At 70.8% G+C, this 18,207-nt stretch carries 20 protein-coding genes; 13 read left to right on the top strand and 7 right to left on the bottom strand.

The genetic code is table 11. From position 1 onward, the window contains the following. Positions 1-35 precede the first annotated feature (35 nt). The gene (locus ACFWBQ_RS12655; protein WP_385487009.1) at positions 36-650 is read right to left on the bottom strand and encodes a hypothetical protein; all 615 of its coding nucleotides are present in this window, start codon (positions 648-650) and stop codon (positions 36-38) included. Beyond that, a complete protein-coding gene (locus ACFWBQ_RS12650) occupies positions 647-1,222 on the bottom strand; it encodes a hypothetical protein (RefSeq protein WP_385487007.1) in 576 nt (191 codons plus the stop codon). Before ACFWBQ_RS12650 ends, ACFWBQ_RS12655 begins: the two co-directional genes overlap by 4 nt. 214 nt (positions 1,223-1,436) lie before the next feature. Here ACFWBQ_RS12650 and ACFWBQ_RS12645 point away from each other — a divergent pair, with 214 nt between their 5' ends. Together ACFWBQ_RS12645 and ACFWBQ_RS12640 are read left to right on the top strand one after the other, a co-directional pair. Continuing rightward, on the top strand, positions 1,437-1,841 hold the full coding sequence (locus tag ACFWBQ_RS12645) for a DUF1992 domain-containing protein (protein WP_385487005.1): 405 nt from the start codon (positions 1,437-1,439) through the stop codon (positions 1,839-1,841). 261 nt (positions 1,842-2,102) lie between these two features. Then, entirely contained in the window at positions 2,103-2,597 is a 495-nt protein-coding gene (locus ACFWBQ_RS12640; RefSeq protein ID WP_385487003.1) for a GNAT family N-acetyltransferase, read from the top strand. Positions 2,598-2,637: 40 nt separating this feature from the next. Here the strand turns inward: ACFWBQ_RS12640 and ACFWBQ_RS12635 are convergent, their stop codons facing one another. Next, entirely contained in the window at positions 2,638-3,024 is a 387-nt protein-coding gene (locus ACFWBQ_RS12635; RefSeq protein ID WP_385487001.1) for a VOC family protein, read from the bottom strand. Between the two features lie 390 nt (positions 3,025-3,414). Here ACFWBQ_RS12635 and ACFWBQ_RS12630 point away from each other — a divergent pair, with 390 nt between their 5' ends. After that, positions 3,415-3,993 (top strand): DUF6328 family protein, encoded by a 579-nt coding sequence (locus tag ACFWBQ_RS12630; RefSeq protein WP_385486999.1) that lies wholly within the window; start codon positions 3,415-3,417, stop codon positions 3,991-3,993. 5 nt (positions 3,994-3,998) lie between these two features. Here ACFWBQ_RS12630 and ACFWBQ_RS12625 read toward each other — a convergent pair whose 3' ends face one another. Both ACFWBQ_RS12625 and ACFWBQ_RS12620 read right to left on the bottom strand, forming a co-directional pair. Next, positions 3,999-4,808, bottom strand: a complete 810-nt coding sequence (locus tag ACFWBQ_RS12625) for a VOC family protein (protein ID WP_385486997.1) — start codon at positions 4,806-4,808, stop codon at positions 3,999-4,001. 163 nt (positions 4,809-4,971) lie between these two features. After that, positions 4,972-5,301, bottom strand: coding sequence for a DUF6479 family protein (locus tag ACFWBQ_RS12620; protein ID WP_385486995.1), 330 nt, complete (start codon positions 5,299-5,301; stop codon positions 4,972-4,974). A gap of 527 nt (positions 5,302-5,828) precedes the next feature. Here ACFWBQ_RS12620 and ACFWBQ_RS12615 point away from each other — a divergent pair. The 6 genes from ACFWBQ_RS12615 to ACFWBQ_RS12590 all read left to right on the top strand — a co-directional run bounded on the left by ACFWBQ_RS12615 (position 5,829) and on the right by ACFWBQ_RS12590 (position 12,154). Continuing rightward, the gene (locus tag ACFWBQ_RS12615) at positions 5,829-6,224 is read left to right on the top strand and encodes a hypothetical protein (RefSeq protein WP_385486993.1); all 396 of its coding nucleotides are present in this window, start codon (positions 5,829-5,831) and stop codon (positions 6,222-6,224) included. 35 nt (positions 6,225-6,259) lie between these two features. After that, complete coding sequence (locus ACFWBQ_RS12610; RefSeq protein ID WP_385486991.1) at positions 6,260-6,832, top strand: 2Fe-2S iron-sulfur cluster-binding protein; 573 nt, start codon at positions 6,260-6,262, stop codon at positions 6,830-6,832. Continuing rightward, a complete protein-coding gene (locus ACFWBQ_RS12605) occupies positions 6,829-7,827 on the top strand; it encodes an FAD binding domain-containing protein (RefSeq protein ID WP_385486989.1) in 999 nt (332 codons plus the stop codon). The genes ACFWBQ_RS12610 and ACFWBQ_RS12605 overlap by 4 nt, the downstream gene beginning before the upstream one ends. A gap of 40 nt (positions 7,828-7,867) precedes the next feature. Beyond that, a complete protein-coding gene (locus ACFWBQ_RS12600) occupies positions 7,868-9,964 on the top strand; it encodes a xanthine dehydrogenase family protein molybdopterin-binding subunit (RefSeq protein ID WP_385486987.1) in 2,097 nt (698 codons plus the stop codon). Positions 9,965-10,115: 151 nt separating this feature from the next. Continuing rightward, a complete protein-coding gene (locus ACFWBQ_RS12595; RefSeq protein WP_385486985.1) occupies positions 10,116-10,583 on the top strand; it encodes an ATP-binding protein in 468 nt (155 codons plus the stop codon). A 152-nt stretch (positions 10,584-10,735) separates the two neighbouring features. Next, a complete protein-coding gene (locus ACFWBQ_RS12590; protein ID WP_385486983.1) occupies positions 10,736-12,154 on the top strand; it encodes an NADP-dependent succinic semialdehyde dehydrogenase in 1,419 nt (472 codons plus the stop codon). Positions 12,155-12,528: 374 nt separating this feature from the next. On the opposite strand, the gene ACFWBQ_RS12585 is transcribed toward ACFWBQ_RS12590, so the two are convergent. Continuing rightward, a complete protein-coding gene (locus ACFWBQ_RS12585; protein WP_385486981.1) occupies positions 12,529-13,644 on the bottom strand; it encodes a chemotaxis protein in 1,116 nt (371 codons plus the stop codon). A 149-nt stretch (positions 13,645-13,793) separates the two neighbouring features. On the opposite strand from ACFWBQ_RS12585, the gene ACFWBQ_RS12580 reads away from it, so the two are divergent. Together ACFWBQ_RS12580 and glsA are read left to right on the top strand one after the other, a co-directional pair. Next, positions 13,794-14,288 (top strand): DUF1269 domain-containing protein, encoded by a 495-nt coding sequence (locus ACFWBQ_RS12580; protein WP_385486979.1) that lies wholly within the window; start codon positions 13,794-13,796, stop codon positions 14,286-14,288. A 40-nt stretch (positions 14,289-14,328) separates the two neighbouring features. Next, entirely contained in the window at positions 14,329-15,681 is a 1,353-nt protein-coding gene (gene glsA / locus ACFWBQ_RS12575; RefSeq protein ID WP_385486977.1) for a glutaminase A, read from the top strand. Positions 15,682-15,685: 4 nt separating this feature from the next. On the opposite strand, the gene ACFWBQ_RS12570 is transcribed toward glsA, so the two are convergent. Beyond that, positions 15,686-16,510: an endonuclease I family protein gene (locus tag ACFWBQ_RS12570; protein ID WP_385486975.1), complete on the bottom strand. Its 825-nt coding sequence runs from the start codon at positions 16,508-16,510 to the stop codon at positions 15,686-15,688. Positions 16,511-16,757: 247 nt separating this feature from the next. On the opposite strand from ACFWBQ_RS12570, the gene ACFWBQ_RS12565 reads away from it, so the two are divergent. Further along, on the top strand, positions 16,758-16,970 hold the full coding sequence (locus ACFWBQ_RS12565; RefSeq protein ID WP_385486973.1) for a hypothetical protein: 213 nt from the start codon (positions 16,758-16,760) through the stop codon (positions 16,968-16,970). Positions 16,971-17,029: 59 nt separating this feature from the next. Further along, positions 17,030-18,187 (top strand): methyltransferase, encoded by a 1,158-nt coding sequence (locus ACFWBQ_RS12560; RefSeq protein WP_385486971.1) that lies wholly within the window; start codon positions 17,030-17,032, stop codon positions 18,185-18,187. Positions 18,188-18,207 lie beyond the last annotated feature (20 nt).

Here is an 18,207-nt window from a genome sequence, read left to right as displayed (position 1 = left end):
GGACCCCGCACCGGGCCGCCGTTGTGGGGTCCCGCTCAGATCCGCAGGAGCCGTTCGCCGACGTCACGGTACTGCTGCAGGGCGACCCGCAGCTCCTCTGTCCGGGCCTCGGTGTCCTGCGCCTGCCAGCTGGAGCGCAGGACATGCCTGCGCTCCTCGAGCGCCTCGGTCAGATCCGCAACGATCCGGTCGAAGGTGCTCTCGGCCTCCTCGACCGCCTGGCGGGGGCTCTCGACGAAGTCGGAGACGGCCTGCTGCATACGCCGGGTCAGCGTGTCCTGCTCCTCGACGGGCAGCAGCGGCAGGCCTGCCGGGGTGACCTCGGGTCGGTCGGTCGGCCTGCCTGCCGGGGCCGCGGCGGGGGCCGGGCGCGGGGCGGGCGGCACATTGGTATCACCGGGACCCCGGTTGATCACCTGCTTCCCGTCAGGGCCGGGTGTCGTGGTCCGTGTCCCGTCGGTCCGGGCCGTGATGGGGCGCGCCTTCGAGGCGGTCCGCGGTTCCGGTGCGGTCCCTGGCGCCGCGGCGTGCCCCGGTCCCGGTGTGGTCCGGGGTGCCTCGGTGTGTGTCGCCTCGGCCTGCCGCGCTTCCGCCGCGGTCCGGGGCTCCTCGTCGGCAGAGCTGTCGGTGGGTCCGGTGCGGTGCATCATGCTGAGGTCCTTCCGTTCGTCCGGTGCCGGTCCGGGTGGGCCGGCTCGTCGGGTGCGTGCCCGAGCAGTACGTCGAAGAGGGCGCGGGATTCGATCAGCGCCTTCCGCATCTCCTCCGTGTCGCCCTGGCCGCGCACCGCCGTGTGCACCTTGCGGTACCCGTCGACATGCTCCGCGTGGTGCACCGAGATGGCTGCCGTCTGCTCCTCGAAGCGGGAGCCGTCAGGGAAGCCCCGGTCCCGGGCGAGCTGTGCCAGCAGCGCGTCGGCCTCGGCGATCGCCTCGGTGGGCGAGTCGATGAACTGCTCCTGCACCGCGGTCCATCGGGCGGCGTAGGCCTCACGCGTCTCCTGGGACAGGGGCTGTTCCTCCAGGTGACCGTGCAGCTTGACGCGCTCGGCGAGCTCGTGCTCGGCGGCCTTCGTGTCGCCGTTGTGCCGGTCGACCGTGCGGTCGTACTCGGGTCCGAAGCGACGCCGCAGCCCCTGGCCGCCGCCCGTCCGGCCGCGGACGAGGAAGTAGCCGAGCACTGCCACCAGGACGACGGCAACGATGATCACCACGGTCGTCATGACTGGCGCTCCTGTCGGTTCGCGGTCGGTGCGTCGTGCTGTCCCACTCTCGTCAACCCCTTTCGGACGGGCCCGGCCGATGTGCCGGGCGGTGCGCAAACCGTCGTGTACCCGCCTGACGGAGTTCATGCGGACGGTTGGTCGGTATCGTGGAATGTGCCGGCACCGGCCCGAACCCGGAGTCCTGCCGGACGAGTTCCGAGAGGGGCACACGGTGACCGAGCGCAAGCCCACCGGCGTCAGCTTCGAATCGTGGGTGGACAAGCAGATCCGCGAGGCCGAACAGCGCGGCGACTTCTCCGCGTTGCCGGGCTTCGGCAAGCCGATCCCCGGTCTCGAACGGCCCTACGACGAGACGTGGTGGATCAAGGCCAAGATGCAGCGGGAGGGGCTTTCGGCGCTCCCGCCGTCGCTGACGCTGCGGAAAGAGGCGGAGGACGCCAGGGAGGCGGTCTCCGGTGCCAGGACGGAAGCCGAGGTCCGGCGCATTCTGACCGAGGTCAACGACAAGATCCGCAAGGCGCTCCTCATGCCGCCCGAGGGCCCGCCGCTGAACCTCGCGCCCTTCGACGTCGAGGCCGTCGTGGGGGAGTGGCGGGAGCAGCGGGGCCGGGGCTGACCGGATTCCCCAGGGGGGGTGTCCGCAAGGTCCCGCCTGGCCCGCGACGCCCGGCACGCACGCGCGCCGCGTTGTCGCACCGGCCGAGTACGTCCGGTGCGAGGCCGGTCCTCCGCCTTGCGACGGCGCGCCGGACGCCGCGGGCCACGATGCGCCGGACGCCGCGGGCCACGCCTTCGGGCGCACGGCGGGACTGTGCGGACACCCCCTGGGCCCCAGCCCCGTGCCCGCCCGGTCTCACGGGTGCGTAATACTCGCTGCATGAGCTCAAGCATTACCTACCGGCGTGGCGGGTCCGCCGGCCCCGCGGGGGTCCGCATCAGGCGGGCCGTCGCGCGGGATGCCAAGCGGCTCACCCGTCTCGTCACCACCTCGCGCGCCTACGACGGGCCGTACGCGCCGATGGTCGCGGGGTACCGGGTCGGCCCGGACTACATCGAGACGCACCGGGTCTTCGTGGCCGTCGGCGCGGACGACCGCGTGCTCGGTTTCTATTCGCTGGTCGTCTCCCCGCCCGAACTCGACCTGATGTTCGTCGGCGACGACGCCCAGGGGCTGGGCATCGGGCGCCTCCTCATCAATCACCTGCGGGACGAGGCGCGCCGCGCGGGACTGAGTGAGGTGCGAGTGGTCGCGCATCCGCCGGCCGAAGGGTTCTACCGCAGCGTGGGTGCGGAGCGCACCGGCACGGTAGCGGCCAGCCCGCCGGCGGTGATGTGGGACCGGCCGGAACTGACCCTCCCGGTCGAGAGCTGACGGAGCCGCCCGGCCGGTCCGATGCGGTGCAGGCGTTCTGTTACGACCAGCCGCCGTACGGGCGGGTGATGAGCTCCATCCCGTGCCCGTTGGGGTCGGGGAAGTAGATCCCGTGCCCACCGTCGTTGTGGTTGATCTCGCCGGGGAGCTTCCGGTGCGGATCGGCGTAGTACGCGATTCCCTGGGCCTTGATCCGCTCGAAGGCCGTAGCGAACTCCGCCTCGGAAATGAGGAACGCGTAGTGCTGCGCGGTGATCGATTCAGCGGGAATGCTCGCGAAGTCCAGCGTGACGCCGTTCGCGAGAACCACCGGAATGAAGGGTCCCCATTCCCTTCCGGTGTTCAGCCCCAGAATATGCGCCAGGAAATCGGCGGATTCCCGGTTGTCCCGGCAATGAATGATGGTGTGATTCAACTCGACTGACACTGTGGAATGCCTCCAGCGGGCATCTCACGGGCTACCTCCACGCCTCACCCGGACGGTGACCGACGCGCGATGCCGTACCGACGATCCTAGGCGAGTCGTTACGGTGCGTCGAGGGCTTGGCCTGTGACCGCCCCGTGTGAGCCGTTCTCCGGCCGCTGTCCGCACCGGACGGGCGAGGGCGGACGCGGTCCGTCCGACGTGGTGAATTCCCAGGTGGGTGCCACCATGGACAGCACGGGCGAGGGTACCGTCCGCAATCCGAAGCCGGGCTGCCGGAAAGAGCCCGGACCGCGATGTACCCGGCGGGACACCACCGCTTTGTCGCCGAAAAGGATTCGCATCGCGGCCGCGGGGCACCAGTACCACCCACTCGACGTGGTGGAGGCACCGATGGGACGGATATCGGCGGACGCCGGTGGCAAGGGCGTGGAACGGGGCGCGGCGGTCGGAAGCGGCCGTGAGGAGACTCAGGAGGAGCGGGCGGACCGGCAGTGGACGGATCTGCTCCAGGAGCTGCGGGTCGCCCAGACCGGCGTGCAGATCCTGTTCGGCTTCCTGCTGGCGGTGGTCTTCCAGCCCCGCTTCGCCGACCTCTCCACCACCGACCGGAACATCTACGTCGTCACCGTCATGATGGGATCGGCCACGGCCGCCGCCCTGATCGGGCCGGTGTCCTACCACCGGCTGCTCACCGGCAGACGGATGAAGCCGCAGACCGTGGCCTGGGCCTCGCGCCTGACGAAGCTCGGGCTCGGACTGCTCTTCTGCACGATGTGCTCCACCCTGCTGCTCATCCTTCGGGTGGCGCTCCACAACGTCCTGGCCCTGTGGCTGGTGGGCGCGATGGCACTGTGGTTCCTGGCCTGCTGGTTCGTCTTCCCGCTGTGGGCCATCGCCCGGGGCGGGAACACGAAGCCCGGCAACGACGGCCGGTCACCGGACGACGGGGATTCCGGTTCGGCCGGGTGACCCGTTCAGGCGTCGTCGGTCCCGGCGGGGCTGCGTACGTCCGTCACGGTGAACAGCCCGCCGTCCGGGTCGCGCAGCGTCGCCTCGCTGCCGTGGGGCACACCGCGCCGCTCCATGAGCGTGCCCCCGTGCTGCTCCGCGAGGCGGACCGTCGCCGCCACGTCGGTGACCGGGAACTGCACCTGCCAGTGCGGGCGCACCATCGGATCGGGTGCGGCCTCGACGGCCCCGGAGCTGATCCGGGCCAGCGGGCGGCCGTCGCAGCGCACGAGCACCTCCTCCTTGACGTACGAGACCTCGCAGCAGCCGGGTGCCCCGCTCTCCCAGCCGAGTACCTCGCCGTAGAAGATCGCGGCGTCGAAGGCGTTCCTGGTGCGCAGCCTGAGCCAGGCGTGCGCCCGGTGCCCGGACGGTGCGAGGGAGGCCGCGCGCCCCGTCCATTCCCAGACGCCGAACGACGCGCCGTCCCGGTCGGCGGCCAGGACGGCGCGCCCCTTGCCGATGGTCAGCGGGCCCACCGCCACCGTGCCGCTGCGTTCGCGGATGCGGGCCGAGGCCACATCGGCGTCCCGGACCGAGAAGTACGGCGTCCAGGCCACGCCCACCTGGTAGGCGGAGGCGACTGCGCCGATGCCTGCCACCGGCACACCGTCCGAACGGGCCATGGCGTAGTCCTTGCCCAACGGGCCGGTGCGGAACGTCCAGCCGAGGACGGCGCCGTAGAAGCGCTGTGCGGCCCCCAGCTCCTGGGTCACGAGATGGACCCAGCACGGCGCGGTGGCGCCGGTCAGCGGCGCCGGTTCGCTTGCGGTCATGGTCGCACTGCCTTATCGGTTCTGCGGCATGACTTCTTCGGTGCCGCGGGGCCAGCACCAGCCTCATGTGCACCGGCCGCTCCCGCAACACACGACCTCCTCGCCGCCGAAGTGGCGAAAAGGTGGCGGCAGGAGACGCCCGGCAGGCCGGGGCGTGCGCATATCAGTCACGCGGGCGATCGGGGTCGGGCGGGATCACCTCATTGCCGTGGTCGCCGAGCTCGTACGGTGAAAGGCCCCGGCCGTTCTCGGGGAAGCTGTCCGAGCCGTGCTTGTCGCTCTCCCGGATCTCCGTCCGGTGATCGGGGCGGTGCGGCTGCTCCTCGGGGCGGGGAGGCGGAAGTTCCTCGTCCCGGCGCCGCATGCCCCACCAGAAGGCGCCGATCAGCAGGACCACCACGGCAAGTCCTGCGATGCCGACGACAACCCCGACTGTGCCGGGCCCGGCGAGGGTGACGGCGAGAGAATCCCTGGCTCCGTTTGTTACGTCCATGCATGGCGCATACCCCGAGGGATGGATAACAGACGGTTAGTGAAAGTAATTCATATTTTGTGACGATGTCCTGGTGAAAGAGTTTCACGTGGTCCGAACCGGATACACGATCACGATGGGGCAGGCCGGCCCGCTCATTGCCCCAGGTACTCCGCCGGCTGAACCTGCTCGTGTCGCCGAGCCGCAGCCGCGGGGTGAGCCTGGAGTGAACCCCGGACCGCTGGAGGGCGCGATGGAGTACCCGATCCGCTCGGCCGCCGGGCTGCCACCCCTGCCCGACCCGTCGTGATCCTCCGGGAAGAGGCGTGCCCCGTGGCAGGCCTCGGCAGCTCGTCCGACCGCGGCGGCGTACGCGCCTGCGCGCAGGATCCGCAACCACGCGTACCGCGTCGTCATCCACGGCCGGCCATCACCTGGGGCCCTCCATGTGGGCCCCCGTTTCACCCGCACGAGTGCACTGTCCGACCGGTTCGTGACCATCCGCGCCGGCCGCGGTATCGCCTTCCTCGGAGTCGAAAGGAATCACTGTGAACAGCACGGACGTACAGGCACAGGAACACCGGGAGAGCGGTGACGTCGTGGTGGCGGTGACCGGCTGCCCGAAGGAGGACGCACGGACCGTGTTCGACGTGCTGCGCCGTGCCTTCGTCTCCGACCGTCCGGCGAGCGACACACCCGAGGACGCGTCGACGACGCGCCCGACCGTGTGGACAGCGACCGTCGATGTGTCCGAGACGCTCGCCGACGCCCGGCCCGCAGAGCTGTCCGCGCCCGTGACGGTTGAAGCGCAGGGCGGCTACTGGGCGGTCGACCGTCTCCGCAAGCACCTGGCGGACACCTTCGCCGTCCGGGTCGTGGGGACGGCGGCAGGGGACCAGGAACAGGAGATCAGGCTGCGACTGGAGAGCCGCGGTCCCGCGTGATGCCCGCACGACCCGAAACCGGAAGGCACCAGTCCATGGACCCCATCCCCGGAAAGGACGATGCGGACGCCGGACAGGGTCCGCTTCCGGGCACGCGATCGACCTTCACCCTGCACATCAACGGCACCGCACGGACGCTGACGCTCGATCACCGCACCACCGTGCTGGACGCGCTGCGCGAACACCTCGGACTCACCGGTGCGAAGAAGGGTTGCGACCACGGTCAGTGCGGCGCCTGCACCGTACTCGTCGACGGCCGGCGCGCCAACAGCTGCCTGCTGTTCGCCGTCGCTCAGGAGGGTGCCCGCATCACCACGGTCGAAGGGCTGGCCGACGGTGACCGGCTGCACCCCCTGCAGGCGGCCTTCCTGGAGAGGGACGCACTGCAGTGCGGCTACTGCACCCCCGGACAGATCTGTTCGGCGGTCGGCATGCTCGGCGAGGCGGCGGACGGATTTCCCTCCCATGTCACCCCGCGCACCGCAACCGCCCCCGAGGAGAGGGCGCCCCTCGGCGCGGAGGAGATCCGCGAACGGATGAGCGGCAACCTCTGCCGGTGCGGCGCGTACCCCCACATCGTCCGGGCGATCGAGGACGTGGCCCTGTGAAACCCTTCGCCTATCTGCGCCCCGGCTCCGTGGCCGAGGCCGTCCGTGCCGGTGCCGAGCGCCCCGGAGCCCGCTTCCTCGGCGGGGGCACCAACCTCGTGGACCTGATGAAGCTCGGCGTGGAGTCGCCCGGTCTGCTCATCGACGTCAGCCGGCTCCCGCTGGACCGGGTGACGCGGACGGACGACGGCGGCCTCCGGATCGGTGCGACCGTACGCAACAGCGACCTCGCTGCCCACCCCGATGTACGGACCGACTACCCCGCGCTGTCGCAGGCTCTCCTTGCCGGTGCCTCCGGGCAGCTCCGAAACACCGCCACCACCGGCGGGAATCTGCTCCAGCGCACCCGGTGCCCGTACTTCCAGGATGTCTCCAAGCCCTGCAACAAACGGATTCCCGGCTCCGGCTGCCCGGCCCGTGAGGGTGCCCACCGCGATCTCGCGGTGCTCGGCCACTCGCAGGACTGCGTCGCCACCAATCCCTCGGACATGGCGGTCGCCCTCGCGGCCCTCGACGCCACCGTCCGGCTGCACGGACCCGAGGGCGAACGGACCGTGCCCGTCACCGGCTTCCACCGGCTGCCGGGCGGCAACCCGGACCAGGACACCGTGATCAGGCCCGGCGAGCTGATCACCGAAGTGGTGCTGCCACCGCGTCCGGACGGCGCGCTCTCCCTGTACCGCAAGGCCCGCGACCGCGCCTCGTACGCCTTCGCGCTGGCCTCCGTCGCCGCGGTACTGACCGTCCGCGACGGCCGTGTCGAGCAGGCGTCGCTCGCCTTCGGCGGGCTCGCCCACCGGCCGTGGCGTGCCCGGGCCGCGGAGGAGGTGCTGCGGGGCGCACCCGCGACCGACGAGACCTTCGCCCAGGCGGTGGACACCGAACTCTCCGCCGCCAGGCCCTTGCGGGACAACGGTTTCAAGGTGGTCCTCGCGCGCAATCTGGCGATCGGGGCCCTGACCGAGCTCACCACCCGGGCAGCACCGTCCCGCTGAGCCGCCCGGCCCGCACTACGACGAACCGAGGACACCCGTCATGAGCCACGCACTCCAGCCGCCGGGCGCACCTGTCGTCCGCCGCGAGGGCCGGGACAAGGTCACCGGCACAGCCCGATACGCCGCGGAGCACACCCCGCCCGGCTGTCTGTACGCGTGGATCGTCCCCGCCACTGTCCCGAGCGGGCACGTCACCGCGACCCGCACCGCCGACGCCCTCGCCGTGCCGGGAGTGCATACGGTCCTGACCCTGGACAACGCGCCGCGGCTGAAGGAACCCGACGACCCGATCCTCTCCGTCCTCCAGGACGACCGGGTTCCGCACCGGGGCTGGCCCGTCGCCCTCGTCCTGGCCGAGAGCCTCGAAGCCGCCCGGGCCGGCGCGGCGGCCGTCCGCGTCGAGTACAGGACGACCGGCCACGACGTCGTCCTCACCGGGGACCACCCGGGCCTCTACACACCCGAGCAGGCCAACGGGGGCCACCCGGCGGTACGCGAACGCGGCGACGCCGACGCCGCGTTCGCAGGCGCCCCGGTACGGATCGACGCCACGTACACGCTCACCGGCCTGCACAACCACCCCATGGAACCGCACGCCTCGACCGCCCGGTGGGCCGACGGACATCTGACCGTCCACGACTCCAGCCAGGGCTCCACCACGGTGCGCGACAGCCTCGCCCGGGCGCTGGGGATCGAGGGAAACCGCATCACCGTGATCTCCGAGCACGTCGGCGGCGGCTTCGGATCCAAGGGCACCCCGCGCCCCCAGGCCGTGCTGGCCGCGATGGCTGCGGGCCACACCGGACGCCCGGTCCAACTCGCGCTGCCCCGCCGGTACATGGCGGCCGTCGTCGGCCACCGTGCGCCCACGGTTCAGCGCGTGCGGCTCGGCGCCGACCGCGACGGAGTACTGGCCTCCGTCTCCCACGAGATCGTCACGCACACCTCGACGATCAAGGAATTCGTCGAGCAGGCCGCCGTACCCGCACGCGTCATGTACGCCTCGCCCCACAGCCGCACGGTGCACCGGGTGACCGCACTCGACGTCCCCAGCCCCTCCTGGATGCGCGCACCGGGCGAGGCCCCGGGAATGTACGCCCTGGAATCCGCCATGGACGAGCTGGCCTGCGCCCTGGGCATCGACCCGGTCGAACTGCGCCTGCGCAACGAACCGGCGGCCGAACCCGACAGCGGACGCCCGTTCAGCAGCCGCAACCTCGCAGCCTGCCTGAACGACGGTGCCCGGCGGTTCGGCTGGTACGACCGTGACCCGAACCCCGCCGCCCGGCAGGAGGGACCGTGGCTGCTCGGCACCGGGGTCGCCTCGGCGACGTACCCCGTGCTCGTCTCGAAGTCCGCCGCCTCCGCGCACGCCGCGCCGGACGGCTCGTTCCGCATCGGGGTCAACGCCACCGACATCGGCACCGGCGCCCGCACCGTCCTGGCGCAGATCGCCGCCTCGGCACTGGGCGCCCCGCTCGAGAACGTCCGGATCGACATCGGCGACAGCGACCTGCCCGCAGCCTCCGTGGCCGGCGGCTCCTCGGGCACGGCGTCCTGGGGCTCGGCGGTGCACAAGGCGGCCACCGCCCTGCTGACCCGGCTCGCCGGACTCGCCGGGCCGGTCCCGCCGGAGGGCATCACCGTCACCGCCGACACCGGGCAGGAGACGGCGGAGGAGTCCCCGTACGCACGGCATGCCTTCGGTGCCCACTTCGCCGAGGTGGCGGTCGACTCCCTCACCGGCGAGGTCCGGGTGCGGCGGATGCTGGGCGTCTTCGCCGCCGGACACATCCTCAACTCCCGTACAGCACGCTCCCAGTTCATCGGCGGCATGGTGATGGGTCTCGGCATGGCCCTCACCGAGGGCAGCACCATGGACCCGGTCTTCGGGGACTTCACCGAGAGTGACCTGGCCTCCTATCATGTGCCGTCCTGCGCCGACGTCCCCGACATCCAGGCGCACTGGATCGACGAGGACGACCCCCACCTCAACCCGATGGGCAGCAAGGGCATCGGAGAGATCGGCATCGTCGGTACGGCGGCCGCCATCGGCAACGCCGTGCGGCACGCCACCGGGGCGCGGCTGCGCACCCTCCCGCTCACCCCGGACAAACTGCTGCCCTACCTTCCCTGAGCAGCGCGCCATGTCCCTCGGTTGCGCAACTGGCTCCCTCGCGTCACCCTGATGAGTGACCCAGCAGTGATCACTGCTCACGCTTCGTGTTCGGGGGTCGTTGGTACAGACGGGGTGAAGTACGTGGGCCTCGTGGTGAGGAGCCTCGACGATGACCGTTCCACTCGACCGGCACTATCTGGTCGAACTACAGGTGTCGGCAGAGCGCATTTCCCAGCTGCGGCGCATAGTTGCCGCACACCTTCGTCACTGGAGTCTCGACCTGCACGTCCGGCCGGTGTGCCGGGCTGCGGAGGAACTCCTGACCAACGTCCAGCGGCATGTTGGTGACGGCAACACGTGCGTCGTCGAACTCCGCTGGACCGGGCGCCATCTGACGGTGTCCGTGGCCGACAACGATTCCCGGATGCCCAGGCTTCTCAGTGGCGGTGGCGGAGGCCTCAGCCGAGTCATGGCCCTCAGCGACAGCTGGGGCACCTGCCGGACCACCGACGGCAAGGTGGTCTGGTTCACGCGGTACGCCGAGACGCCGCGGACCACCGGACTGCTGCCGCGTACGCCGCTCCCCGGTGGCCGCACGTCCCGCAGCCGACCGGTCCCCGTGCCCGTCCTCGTGTGAGGGGCGACCCGGTGCCCGCCCGGCCGGCGCGGACTGCGTGCCTCGCGCACGCATGATCCGCGCCGGCCGGGTACGTGTGCACCACGGGGCCGCGTTGCGCGGCAGGGCGTGGCGCGGCACGGTCGAAGAACCGATGCAAGGAGGTCACTGTCATGCCCATCGCGACGGTCAATCCCGCGAACGGCGAAACGCTCGCGACATTCGACGCACTGGACGAGCAGGAGACCGAGCGCAGGCTCGCCGCCGCCGACCGTGCGTTCCGCAGTTACCGGACCACGGACTTCGCCGACCGGGCCCGCCTGCTGAACAGGGCCGCCGACCTTCTCGACGAGGACCAGCAGGACATCGCGCGCACCATGACCACCGAAATGGGCAAGCCGGTCAAGGCGGCCCGTGCGGAGGCCGCCAAATGCGCCAAGGCGATGCGCTGGTACGCGGCCAACGCCGAGCGCCTCCTCGCCGACGAACACCCCGAGGATGCCGACGTCAAGGATTCCGGGGCATCGCGGGCCCATGTGCACTACCGCCCGCTGGGCGTCGTCCTCGCGGTGATGCCGTGGAACTTCCCGCTCTGGCAGGTCATGCGCTTTGCCGCGCCCGCCCTCATGGCGGGCAACACCGGGCTGCTCAAGCACGCCTCGAACGTGCCGCAGACCGCCCTGTACCTCGAGGACCTGTTCACCAGGGCCGGATTCCCCGCCGGCTGTTTCCAGACACTGCTCGTCGGTTCGGGTGCCGTCGAGGCGATCCTGCGCGACCCCCGGGTCGCGGCGGCGACCCTCACCGGCAGCGAACCGGCCGGCCGGGCGGTCGCCTCCGTCGCGGGTGACGAGGTGAAGAAGACCGTGCTGGAACTGGGCGGCAGCGACCCGTTCATCGTCCTGCCGTCGGCGGACATCCGGAAGGCCGCCGATACCGCGGTCACCGCTCGCGTACAGAACAACGGGCAGTCCTGCATCGCGGCGAAGCGCTTCATCGTCCATGCCGACGTCTACGACGAGTTCGCCGAGCGGTTCACCGCCGGGATGCGTGCCCTGGCGGTCGGAGACCCGCTGGAGGAGTCCACCGATGTGGGACCGCTCGCCAGCGAACAGGGCCGCGCCGACCTGGAGGAGCTCGTGGACGACGCCGTACGTGTGGGCGCCACCGTACTGTGCGGCGGTGGCCGGCCCGAGGGGTTGGGCGGTGGCCTCGACCGGGGCTGGTTCTACTCCCCGACCGTTCTGGCCGGGATCACTCCCGGCATGCGCATCCACCGGGAGGAGACCTTCGGTCCGGTGGCGACGCTCTACCGGGTCGCGGACGTGGACGAGGCCGTGGATCTCGCCAACGACACCCCCTTCGGGCTCAGCTCCAACGTCTGGACGAGCGACCCGGGGGAGACGAGCCGCTGTGTGCGCGACCTGGAGGCGGGCGGTGTCTTCTTCAACGGCATGACCGCGTCGCATCCCGCACTGCCGTTCGGCGGAGTGAAGCGCTCCGGCTACGGGCGGGAGCTGGCCGGGCACGGTATCCGTGAGTTCTGCAACGTCACGACCGTCTGGTACGGCCCCGAGCCGGATGCCCGTTAGGGGGCGGTCATAACTGGTGGCAGCACCCCGGCCCGCTGAGAGGCGGGCCGGCCGGGGTGCGTCGGCCCGACAGGTGGTGTGCTCGGCGCCGGGCTGTCTGCGCGGAGGCTCGTGTGCTCGGCGCACCGTTGTGCGGACGAAGGGCGAGACCGCGCCGCTGCCGATGATCCGGAGCGCGTTCTCGCCCTTGGTGCCGAGCTGCATTCGCAGGCTGAAGCCGTTGCTGCCGGTGGTCCTCGTCGTGGCGGGGAAGGGACCCAGCGGGTGCCCTGCTTCTGCCGGAGGGCGACCGGGGTGCCGGAGTGGATGTCCTGGGCGGAACCGTGGATGCGGAACTCCTGCCAGGTGCCGACGCTGTCCCCGCACCGCCGCCGTCAGAAACGCAGAATTGCCGAGATCCGGCCGTGGTCGGCGAGGGAGTCGTCCGCGACGAACGCCACCTCGCAGCCGCTGTCCAGTGCCGCCTCGATGAGCTCGTCGACGATGTCCTCGCGGACCTGGCCGTCCGCCGTCCGGGCCACCGTCGCGTCCACCGGCTCCAGGTGCTCGTCCGTGACCCTGACCGTCTGCTGGAAGTGCTCCTCCACCGCGACCAGTCCGGCGCGGCCCTCCCGGACCGCGGCCCACACCTCGTCGAGGCCGCCGGCGAAGGAGCGGCTGCCGCGAGCGTTGTCGAGCCTGCCCTGGATCTCGGAGGCGGCCTGCTTCCGCCGGTCCTCGAGTGCGGGGCGCAGATCCTTGAACAGCTCGGCCGCGGTCGTCTCCGCGGTCGTCCCCTTGGCGACCCTGCCGACCGCCGACTTGGAGCCCTCGCCGACCCCGTCGAGCAGTGCGAGTGCGGGGGCGAGGCCGACCAGGAAGAGCGGCCGCGGGTCCGCCGCGAGCACCCCGCGCAGCTTCTCGTCGACGGAGCGCAGGAAGTTGCGCGCATCCTCGCTGCTGTAGGTGCTCGGGGTGTCGCCGATCCGTTCCTCGCGCTGGGGGTTGGGTGCCTCGTGCGGAGCCGTGAGAGGGAATCCGCCGGTTTGCTCGGTGCGCAGGTCGTCGTTCGTGCCGGACCACAGCGTGGCGTGCTCGGCGGAGACGGCGAGTACCCAGAACAGCTGGGCCCGGGCCTTTGCCGCGACCAGGTTGCGGGTGAGGTAGGTGTCGCTCAGGACCACCCGTTCGGGTGCGGTGCGCGGCAGTTGCCAGATCTGGTACTCGTCGGCGTCGGCGAGGATGACCAGACCCTCCAGGGCGCGACGCTGGTCCACCTCGCCGACTGCTCGCTCGAGCTGGGCCTTCACGGCGGACCTGGCCTCGCGGGTCACCTGGGGGTCGCCCTCCAGCCGGTTGCCCGCCTCGGCCACCAGATTGCGCAGCCGCACGGAGTCCTGGGCGTTCTCGGGCGCCCGGCGGTGGGTCGGCATCGTCAGGGACAGGGCCGGATAGGGCCTGGTCGCTCTCAGTTCCTGCAGCAGACCGGCGGTCAGGGCGTCCGTATCCATCGTTCCCTCCCGGAGGGTTCGGGGTGCTGGTGCCCGCCCCCACAGTGAGGTGCGGGTCGTTCGACCGGTGCGGGGTCGTTCGGCGAGTCAATTAATACCTTTTGATCCTAATATGAGCGAGTTATTCCGTTTCTCTCCGGAGGTATGCGATGTCCACGCTCACCGTGTGGAAGTTCCAGTCGGCCGAGGGCGCCGAGAACGTGGAGACGGCCCTGAAGTCCCTCCAGAAGGAAGGGCTGCTCAAGATCCTGGACGCCGCCGTCGTGACATGGCCGGCCGAGAGCTCGAAGCCGAAGACGAAGCAGCTGATCAACCTCGTCGGCGCGGGTGCGCTGAGCGGCACCTTCTGGGGGATGCTGTTCGGGCTCATCTTCCTGATGCCGCTGCTCGGCGCAGCCATCGGAGCCGCCGCCGGGGCGCTCGGCGGGAAGCTCGCCGATGTCGGCATCGACGACGACTTCATCGCCGAGGTCAAGCAGAAGGTGACCCCCGGGACTTCCGCGCTCTTCCTGCTCACCATGAACGAGGTGCCCAGCCGGATCGGCGAGTCGCTCCCGGGGGGCGGCGCCGAGCTGCTGCACAGCAACCTCGACACCGAGCGCGAGGCCAAGCTCCGCCAGATCTTCGGTGACGACGCGGAATGACCTACGGGAGGCCGGTCTTCTCCGCCCGGACGGATCCGGGATGACCGCGTCCGACGCCGTCACGGACGCCCTGCGCGAGCTGCACGCCCGGTTCGTCGGCGTGCGCGGTGGAGAACGTGCTGACTACATTCCGCAGCTGACGAGAGCTGACCCGGATGACTTCGGGCTGGCGCTCGTCAGCATGGACGGCCACTGCTACAGCGCAGGGGAGGCGGACGTTCCCTTCACCATGCAGTCGGTCTCCAAACCGTTCGTCTACGCGCTCGCTCTGTCCTCGCTCGGCCTCGAGGAGGTGGGCCGGTGGGTGGGCGCGGAACCCAGCGGCGAGGCCTTCAACGCCATCAGCCTGGAACCCCGTACCGGGCGGCCGGCCAACGCCATGGTCAACGCCGGAGCCATCGTCACCACCGCGCTGGTGCCCGGCACCCCGGACGCCCCCGCCTTCGACCGCATCCTGATCTGTCTCAGCCGGTTCGCCGGACGCCGACTGGACGTCGACGAGGAGGTGTACGTCTCCGAGGCCGAGACCGGGGACCGCAACCGGGCGCTCGCCTATCTGATCCGCAGCACGGGCACCCTGCGCGTCGACCCCGTGGCCGCTGTGGACACGTACTTCCGGCAGTGCGCGGTGCGGGTCACCGCCGTAGACCTCGCCGTGATGGCCGCCACGCTCGCGCACGGCGGCGTCAACCCGATCACCAGCGAATGCGTCGTCTCCCCAGCGGTCGCTGCGCAGGTCCTTGCGGTCATGGCCACCTGCGGGATGTACAACGCCTCCGGCGACTGGCTGCTGCGGGTCGGGCTGCCGGCCAAGAGCGGCGTGTCGGGCGGGCTGATCGCCGCAGGCCCGGCACGCTTCGGCCTCGCCACCTACAGCCCGCTGCTGGACGCGGCCGGTACCTCGGTACGCGGACATGCCGCGCTCGGCGCCCTGTCGGAGCGGCTCGGGCTCCACCTCATGAGGAACCCGGCGCTCCCCGGGTCCACCGTCACGCTGGCCACCACCGCCGATGTGCTGCCCTCGGCCCCCGCAAGCGGGCGCGAGCGTGCCCTGCACGAACGGGTCGGGATCGTCGCGGCGCAGGGCGCCCTCGACTTCACCGCCGCGGAGCGTGTGCTCTTCGCCCTGGACGAGTCGGGTCCGGAACAGACCGGTTCCGTCGTGCTCGATCTGTGCGAAGTGACCGGTGCCGACACCGTGGCCCTCACCCTGCTCCACGCCGGTCTGGCCCGTCTGGTCGAGGACGGGCGGCGCGCTGCCGTGGTCGACCCGGGCAACCGGCTGGGCCCGCCCGACCTCGTCCGGGAGCGGACCGGCCAGGACCTGCCGCGCTACGGCACCCGCGAGGAGGCCGTCGAACGCTGCGCACAGGCCCTGGCCGGCCCCGGCTGAGCTCCTACCAGATGGCCTCGACCCATTCAGGGTGGTCGATGAACGGGTTCCGGTTGTGCTGGTACGCGTCGAATATGACGTCGTTGCGGTGCTGCTCGAAGCTGTCCGGCGGGTCCTCCTGACTCCACTGCTTGAGCACGGAGAGCCGTCCGATGTTCGGGGCCGAGCCGTTGCTCACGCTGTCGTTCGGCTCGAGGTCGGCGAAGGCGTCGTCACCTTCGTACCGCACGGCCATGTAGAGGATCATCCGGGCGACGTCCCCCTTGATCGCGTCGCGCGGTTCGAAGGAGTCGCCGTCGGTGTAGTTGCCGGGCGCTCCCGACACGGCGCTGCCTCCGTTGTCGAAGTCCTTGTTGCCGCGGATGGAGTTGACCTGGACGTCCTCAGGACGCAGGTGGTGGATGTCGGTGCCGGGCCCCGTCGCCGTGCCGAAGTCGCCGTGCGACTTGGCCCAGACGTGCTCGCGGTTCCAGTCGCCGGTGCTGCCCCCGTTGTCGCTCTTGGACTGGGAGCGGCCGGTGTAGAGGAGGATGACGTTGGAGGAGTTGGACGGGTCCTCGTCGGTGGCTTTGAGCGCGTCCCAGACCTGGCTGTAGGAGAGCTTGGTCTGGTCGCTGATGATGGTGTGCAGAGAGCTCTTGAGCGCGGCGCCGGTCTTGCCGAGGGCGTCCTGGTAGTAGGTGTCGTCGAGGGCGGTGAGCGACGCCGGGGCGGCTGTCACGTCCTTGGGGGTTGCGGCGGGTGCGGTGGCCGCGACGCCGGTGATCGCGGCGATCGCGGCAGCTGTTGCCAACAGTGGACGCGCGTAGAAACGGCGACGACTGGACATGTGGGGTGTCCTCTCCGAAGCTGCGGGAACCGCGCCGCCGCCATGAGGGCAGGCGGAGAAGCGGTGCCACGGCGGCCATGTGATGTCTGGTCAGCCGGGAGCCTTCCACACGTACCGTGCCGGTCGTGTGAACGTTGCGTATTCATCATGTGCAAGTCAAGTGACGTTGTGCTGTCCCGGCCGGCCCGGCATCGGATGCGGCGACGCCGCCCCGGCGCGAGAATTACCGCAAGGACGAGGAGGCGGTATGAGCGAAGAGTCCGAATCCGTATCCGTACCCGTGCCGGAGGTCCGGGGGGTGACCCCCGACCGTCTGCTGCACACCGGTGGGAGCGATCAGCCCGCGGCGGAGGATCTGGTGCTCGCCTCCGGGCGGGATCTGACCCCCGAGACCCTGCAATGGGCGCAGCGCAGGCTGGCCGAGGAGGGCCGGTCGGCCATCGACAAGCAGCTTCCGTAGGATCCCCGGGCGGGGAGCGTGCGGGGTGCTTCCCGCCACTCGGTTAGCCTGAACGCAATATGAATCGTTTGACTACGTCACAGGGTGGACTCGATCTCGCCCGATTCCCCGAGGACCCGCGCGATCCGTTCCGAGCCTGGGACGCCGCCGACGAGTATCTGCTGCGCAGGCTGGAGGGCCCGGAGGGAGACGAACCGGTCGATCTGACCGGCGAGGTCGCCGTGGTCGGCGACCGCTGGGGCGCTCTCGCGACCGCGCTGGCCGGACACCGTCCCGTGCAGATCACCGACTCGTACCTTGCCCAGCGGGCGACCCTGGCCAATCTGGCACGCAACGGTGCCGCACCCGACTCCGTACGGATGCTGTCGGCGCGCGACACCCCGCCGGAGCGTATCGATGTCCTGCTCGTCCGGGTGCCGAAGAGTCTCGCGCTCCTCGAGGACCAGCTGCGCAGACTCGCGCCCGCCGTCCACGCCGGCACTGTCGTCATCGCCACCGGCATGGTCAAGGAGATCCACACCTCCACCCTCAAACTGTTCGAGCGGATCATCGGACCGACCCGCACGTCGCTCGCGGTGAAGAAGGCCCGGCTCATCTTCTGCACGCCGGATCCGGCGCTGCCCCGGACCCCCAGCCCCTGGCCGTACCACTACGACCTGCCCGACGACGTCGGCGCGGTCTCCGGCCTGACCGTCACCAATCACGCCGGGATCTTCTGTGCCGAGCGCCTGGACATCGGCACCCGCTTCTTCCTGAAGCATCTGCCCGGACGTACGGGCCCGGACCATGTCGTCGATCTCGGCTGCGGGAACGGTGTCGTGGGTACGTCCGCCGCGCTCGCCAACCCCGACGCGTCCGTCACCTTCATCGATGAGTCGTACCAAGCGGTCGCCTCCGCCGAGGCGACCTTCCGGGCCAACACGGGAGCGGACGCCAAGGCGGACTTCCTGGTCGGCGACGGGCTGGCGGACGTGCCCCCGGGAAGCGTGGACCTCGTCCTCACCAACCCGCCGTTCCACTCCCACCAGGCGGTCACGGACGCGACGGCCCGCACCATGTTCCACGGAGCGCGTGCCGCGCTGCGCCCGGGCGGCGAGCTGTGGGTCGTCGGCAACCGGCATCTCGGCTACCACACCCAGCTGCGCCGGACGTTCGGCAACTGCTCCACGGTGGCCGGCGATCCGAAGTTCGTGGTCCTGCGGGCCGTCAAACGCTGAGTGCCTCAGGACAACGCTGA

The sequence above is a fragment of the Streptomyces sp. NPDC060035 genome (genome assembly GCF_042736635.1).
Taxonomy (GTDB): domain Bacteria; phylum Actinomycetota; class Actinomycetes; order Streptomycetales; family Streptomycetaceae; genus Streptomyces.
The sequence above is the reverse complement of the archived record's forward strand: the minus strand, read 5'-3'. Positions and strand labels throughout refer to the sequence as shown.

Excerpts from the sequence above, each read along its gene's own strand:
- ACFWBQ_RS12570 (WP_385486975.1), bottom strand. The coding sequence starts at position 16,510 with ATGTCCAGTCGTCGCCGTTTCTACGCGCGTCCACTGTTGGCAACAGCT.
- ACFWBQ_RS12580 (WP_385486979.1), top strand. The coding sequence starts at position 13,794 with ATGTCCACGCTCACCGTGTGGAAGTTCCAGTCGGCCGAGGGCGCCGAG.
- ACFWBQ_RS12600 (WP_385486987.1), top strand. The coding sequence starts at position 7,868 with ATGAGCCACGCACTCCAGCCGCCGGGCGCACCTGTCGTCCGCCGCGAG.
- ACFWBQ_RS12595 (WP_385486985.1), top strand. The coding sequence starts at position 10,116 with ATGACCGTTCCACTCGACCGGCACTATCTGGTCGAACTACAGGTGTCG.
- ACFWBQ_RS12630 (WP_385486999.1), top strand. The coding sequence starts at position 3,415 with ATGGGACGGATATCGGCGGACGCCGGTGGCAAGGGCGTGGAACGGGGC.
- ACFWBQ_RS12650 (WP_385487007.1), bottom strand. The coding sequence starts at position 1,222 with ATGACGACCGTGGTGATCATCGTTGCCGTCGTCCTGGTGGCAGTGCTC.
- ACFWBQ_RS12585 (WP_385486981.1), bottom strand. The coding sequence starts at position 13,644 with ATGGATACGGACGCCCTGACCGCCGGTCTGCTGCAGGAACTGAGAGCG.
- ACFWBQ_RS12590 (WP_385486983.1), top strand. The coding sequence starts at position 10,736 with ATGCCCATCGCGACGGTCAATCCCGCGAACGGCGAAACGCTCGCGACA.
- ACFWBQ_RS12640 (WP_385487003.1), top strand. The coding sequence starts at position 2,103 with ATGAGCTCAAGCATTACCTACCGGCGTGGCGGGTCCGCCGGCCCCGCG.
- ACFWBQ_RS12620 (WP_385486995.1), bottom strand. The coding sequence starts at position 5,301 with ATGGACGTAACAAACGGAGCCAGGGATTCTCTCGCCGTCACCCTCGCC.
- ACFWBQ_RS12625 (WP_385486997.1), bottom strand. The coding sequence starts at position 4,808 with ATGACCGCAAGCGAACCGGCGCCGCTGACCGGCGCCACCGCGCCGTGC.
- ACFWBQ_RS12560 (WP_385486971.1), top strand. The coding sequence starts at position 17,030 with ATGAATCGTTTGACTACGTCACAGGGTGGACTCGATCTCGCCCGATTC.
- ACFWBQ_RS12610 (WP_385486991.1), top strand. The coding sequence starts at position 6,260 with ATGGACCCCATCCCCGGAAAGGACGATGCGGACGCCGGACAGGGTCCG.
- ACFWBQ_RS12565 (WP_385486973.1), top strand. The coding sequence starts at position 16,758 with ATGAGCGAAGAGTCCGAATCCGTATCCGTACCCGTGCCGGAGGTCCGG.
- ACFWBQ_RS12655 (WP_385487009.1), bottom strand. The coding sequence starts at position 650 with ATGATGCACCGCACCGGACCCACCGACAGCTCTGCCGACGAGGAGCCC.
- glsA (WP_385486977.1), top strand. The coding sequence starts at position 14,329 with ATGACCGCGTCCGACGCCGTCACGGACGCCCTGCGCGAGCTGCACGCC.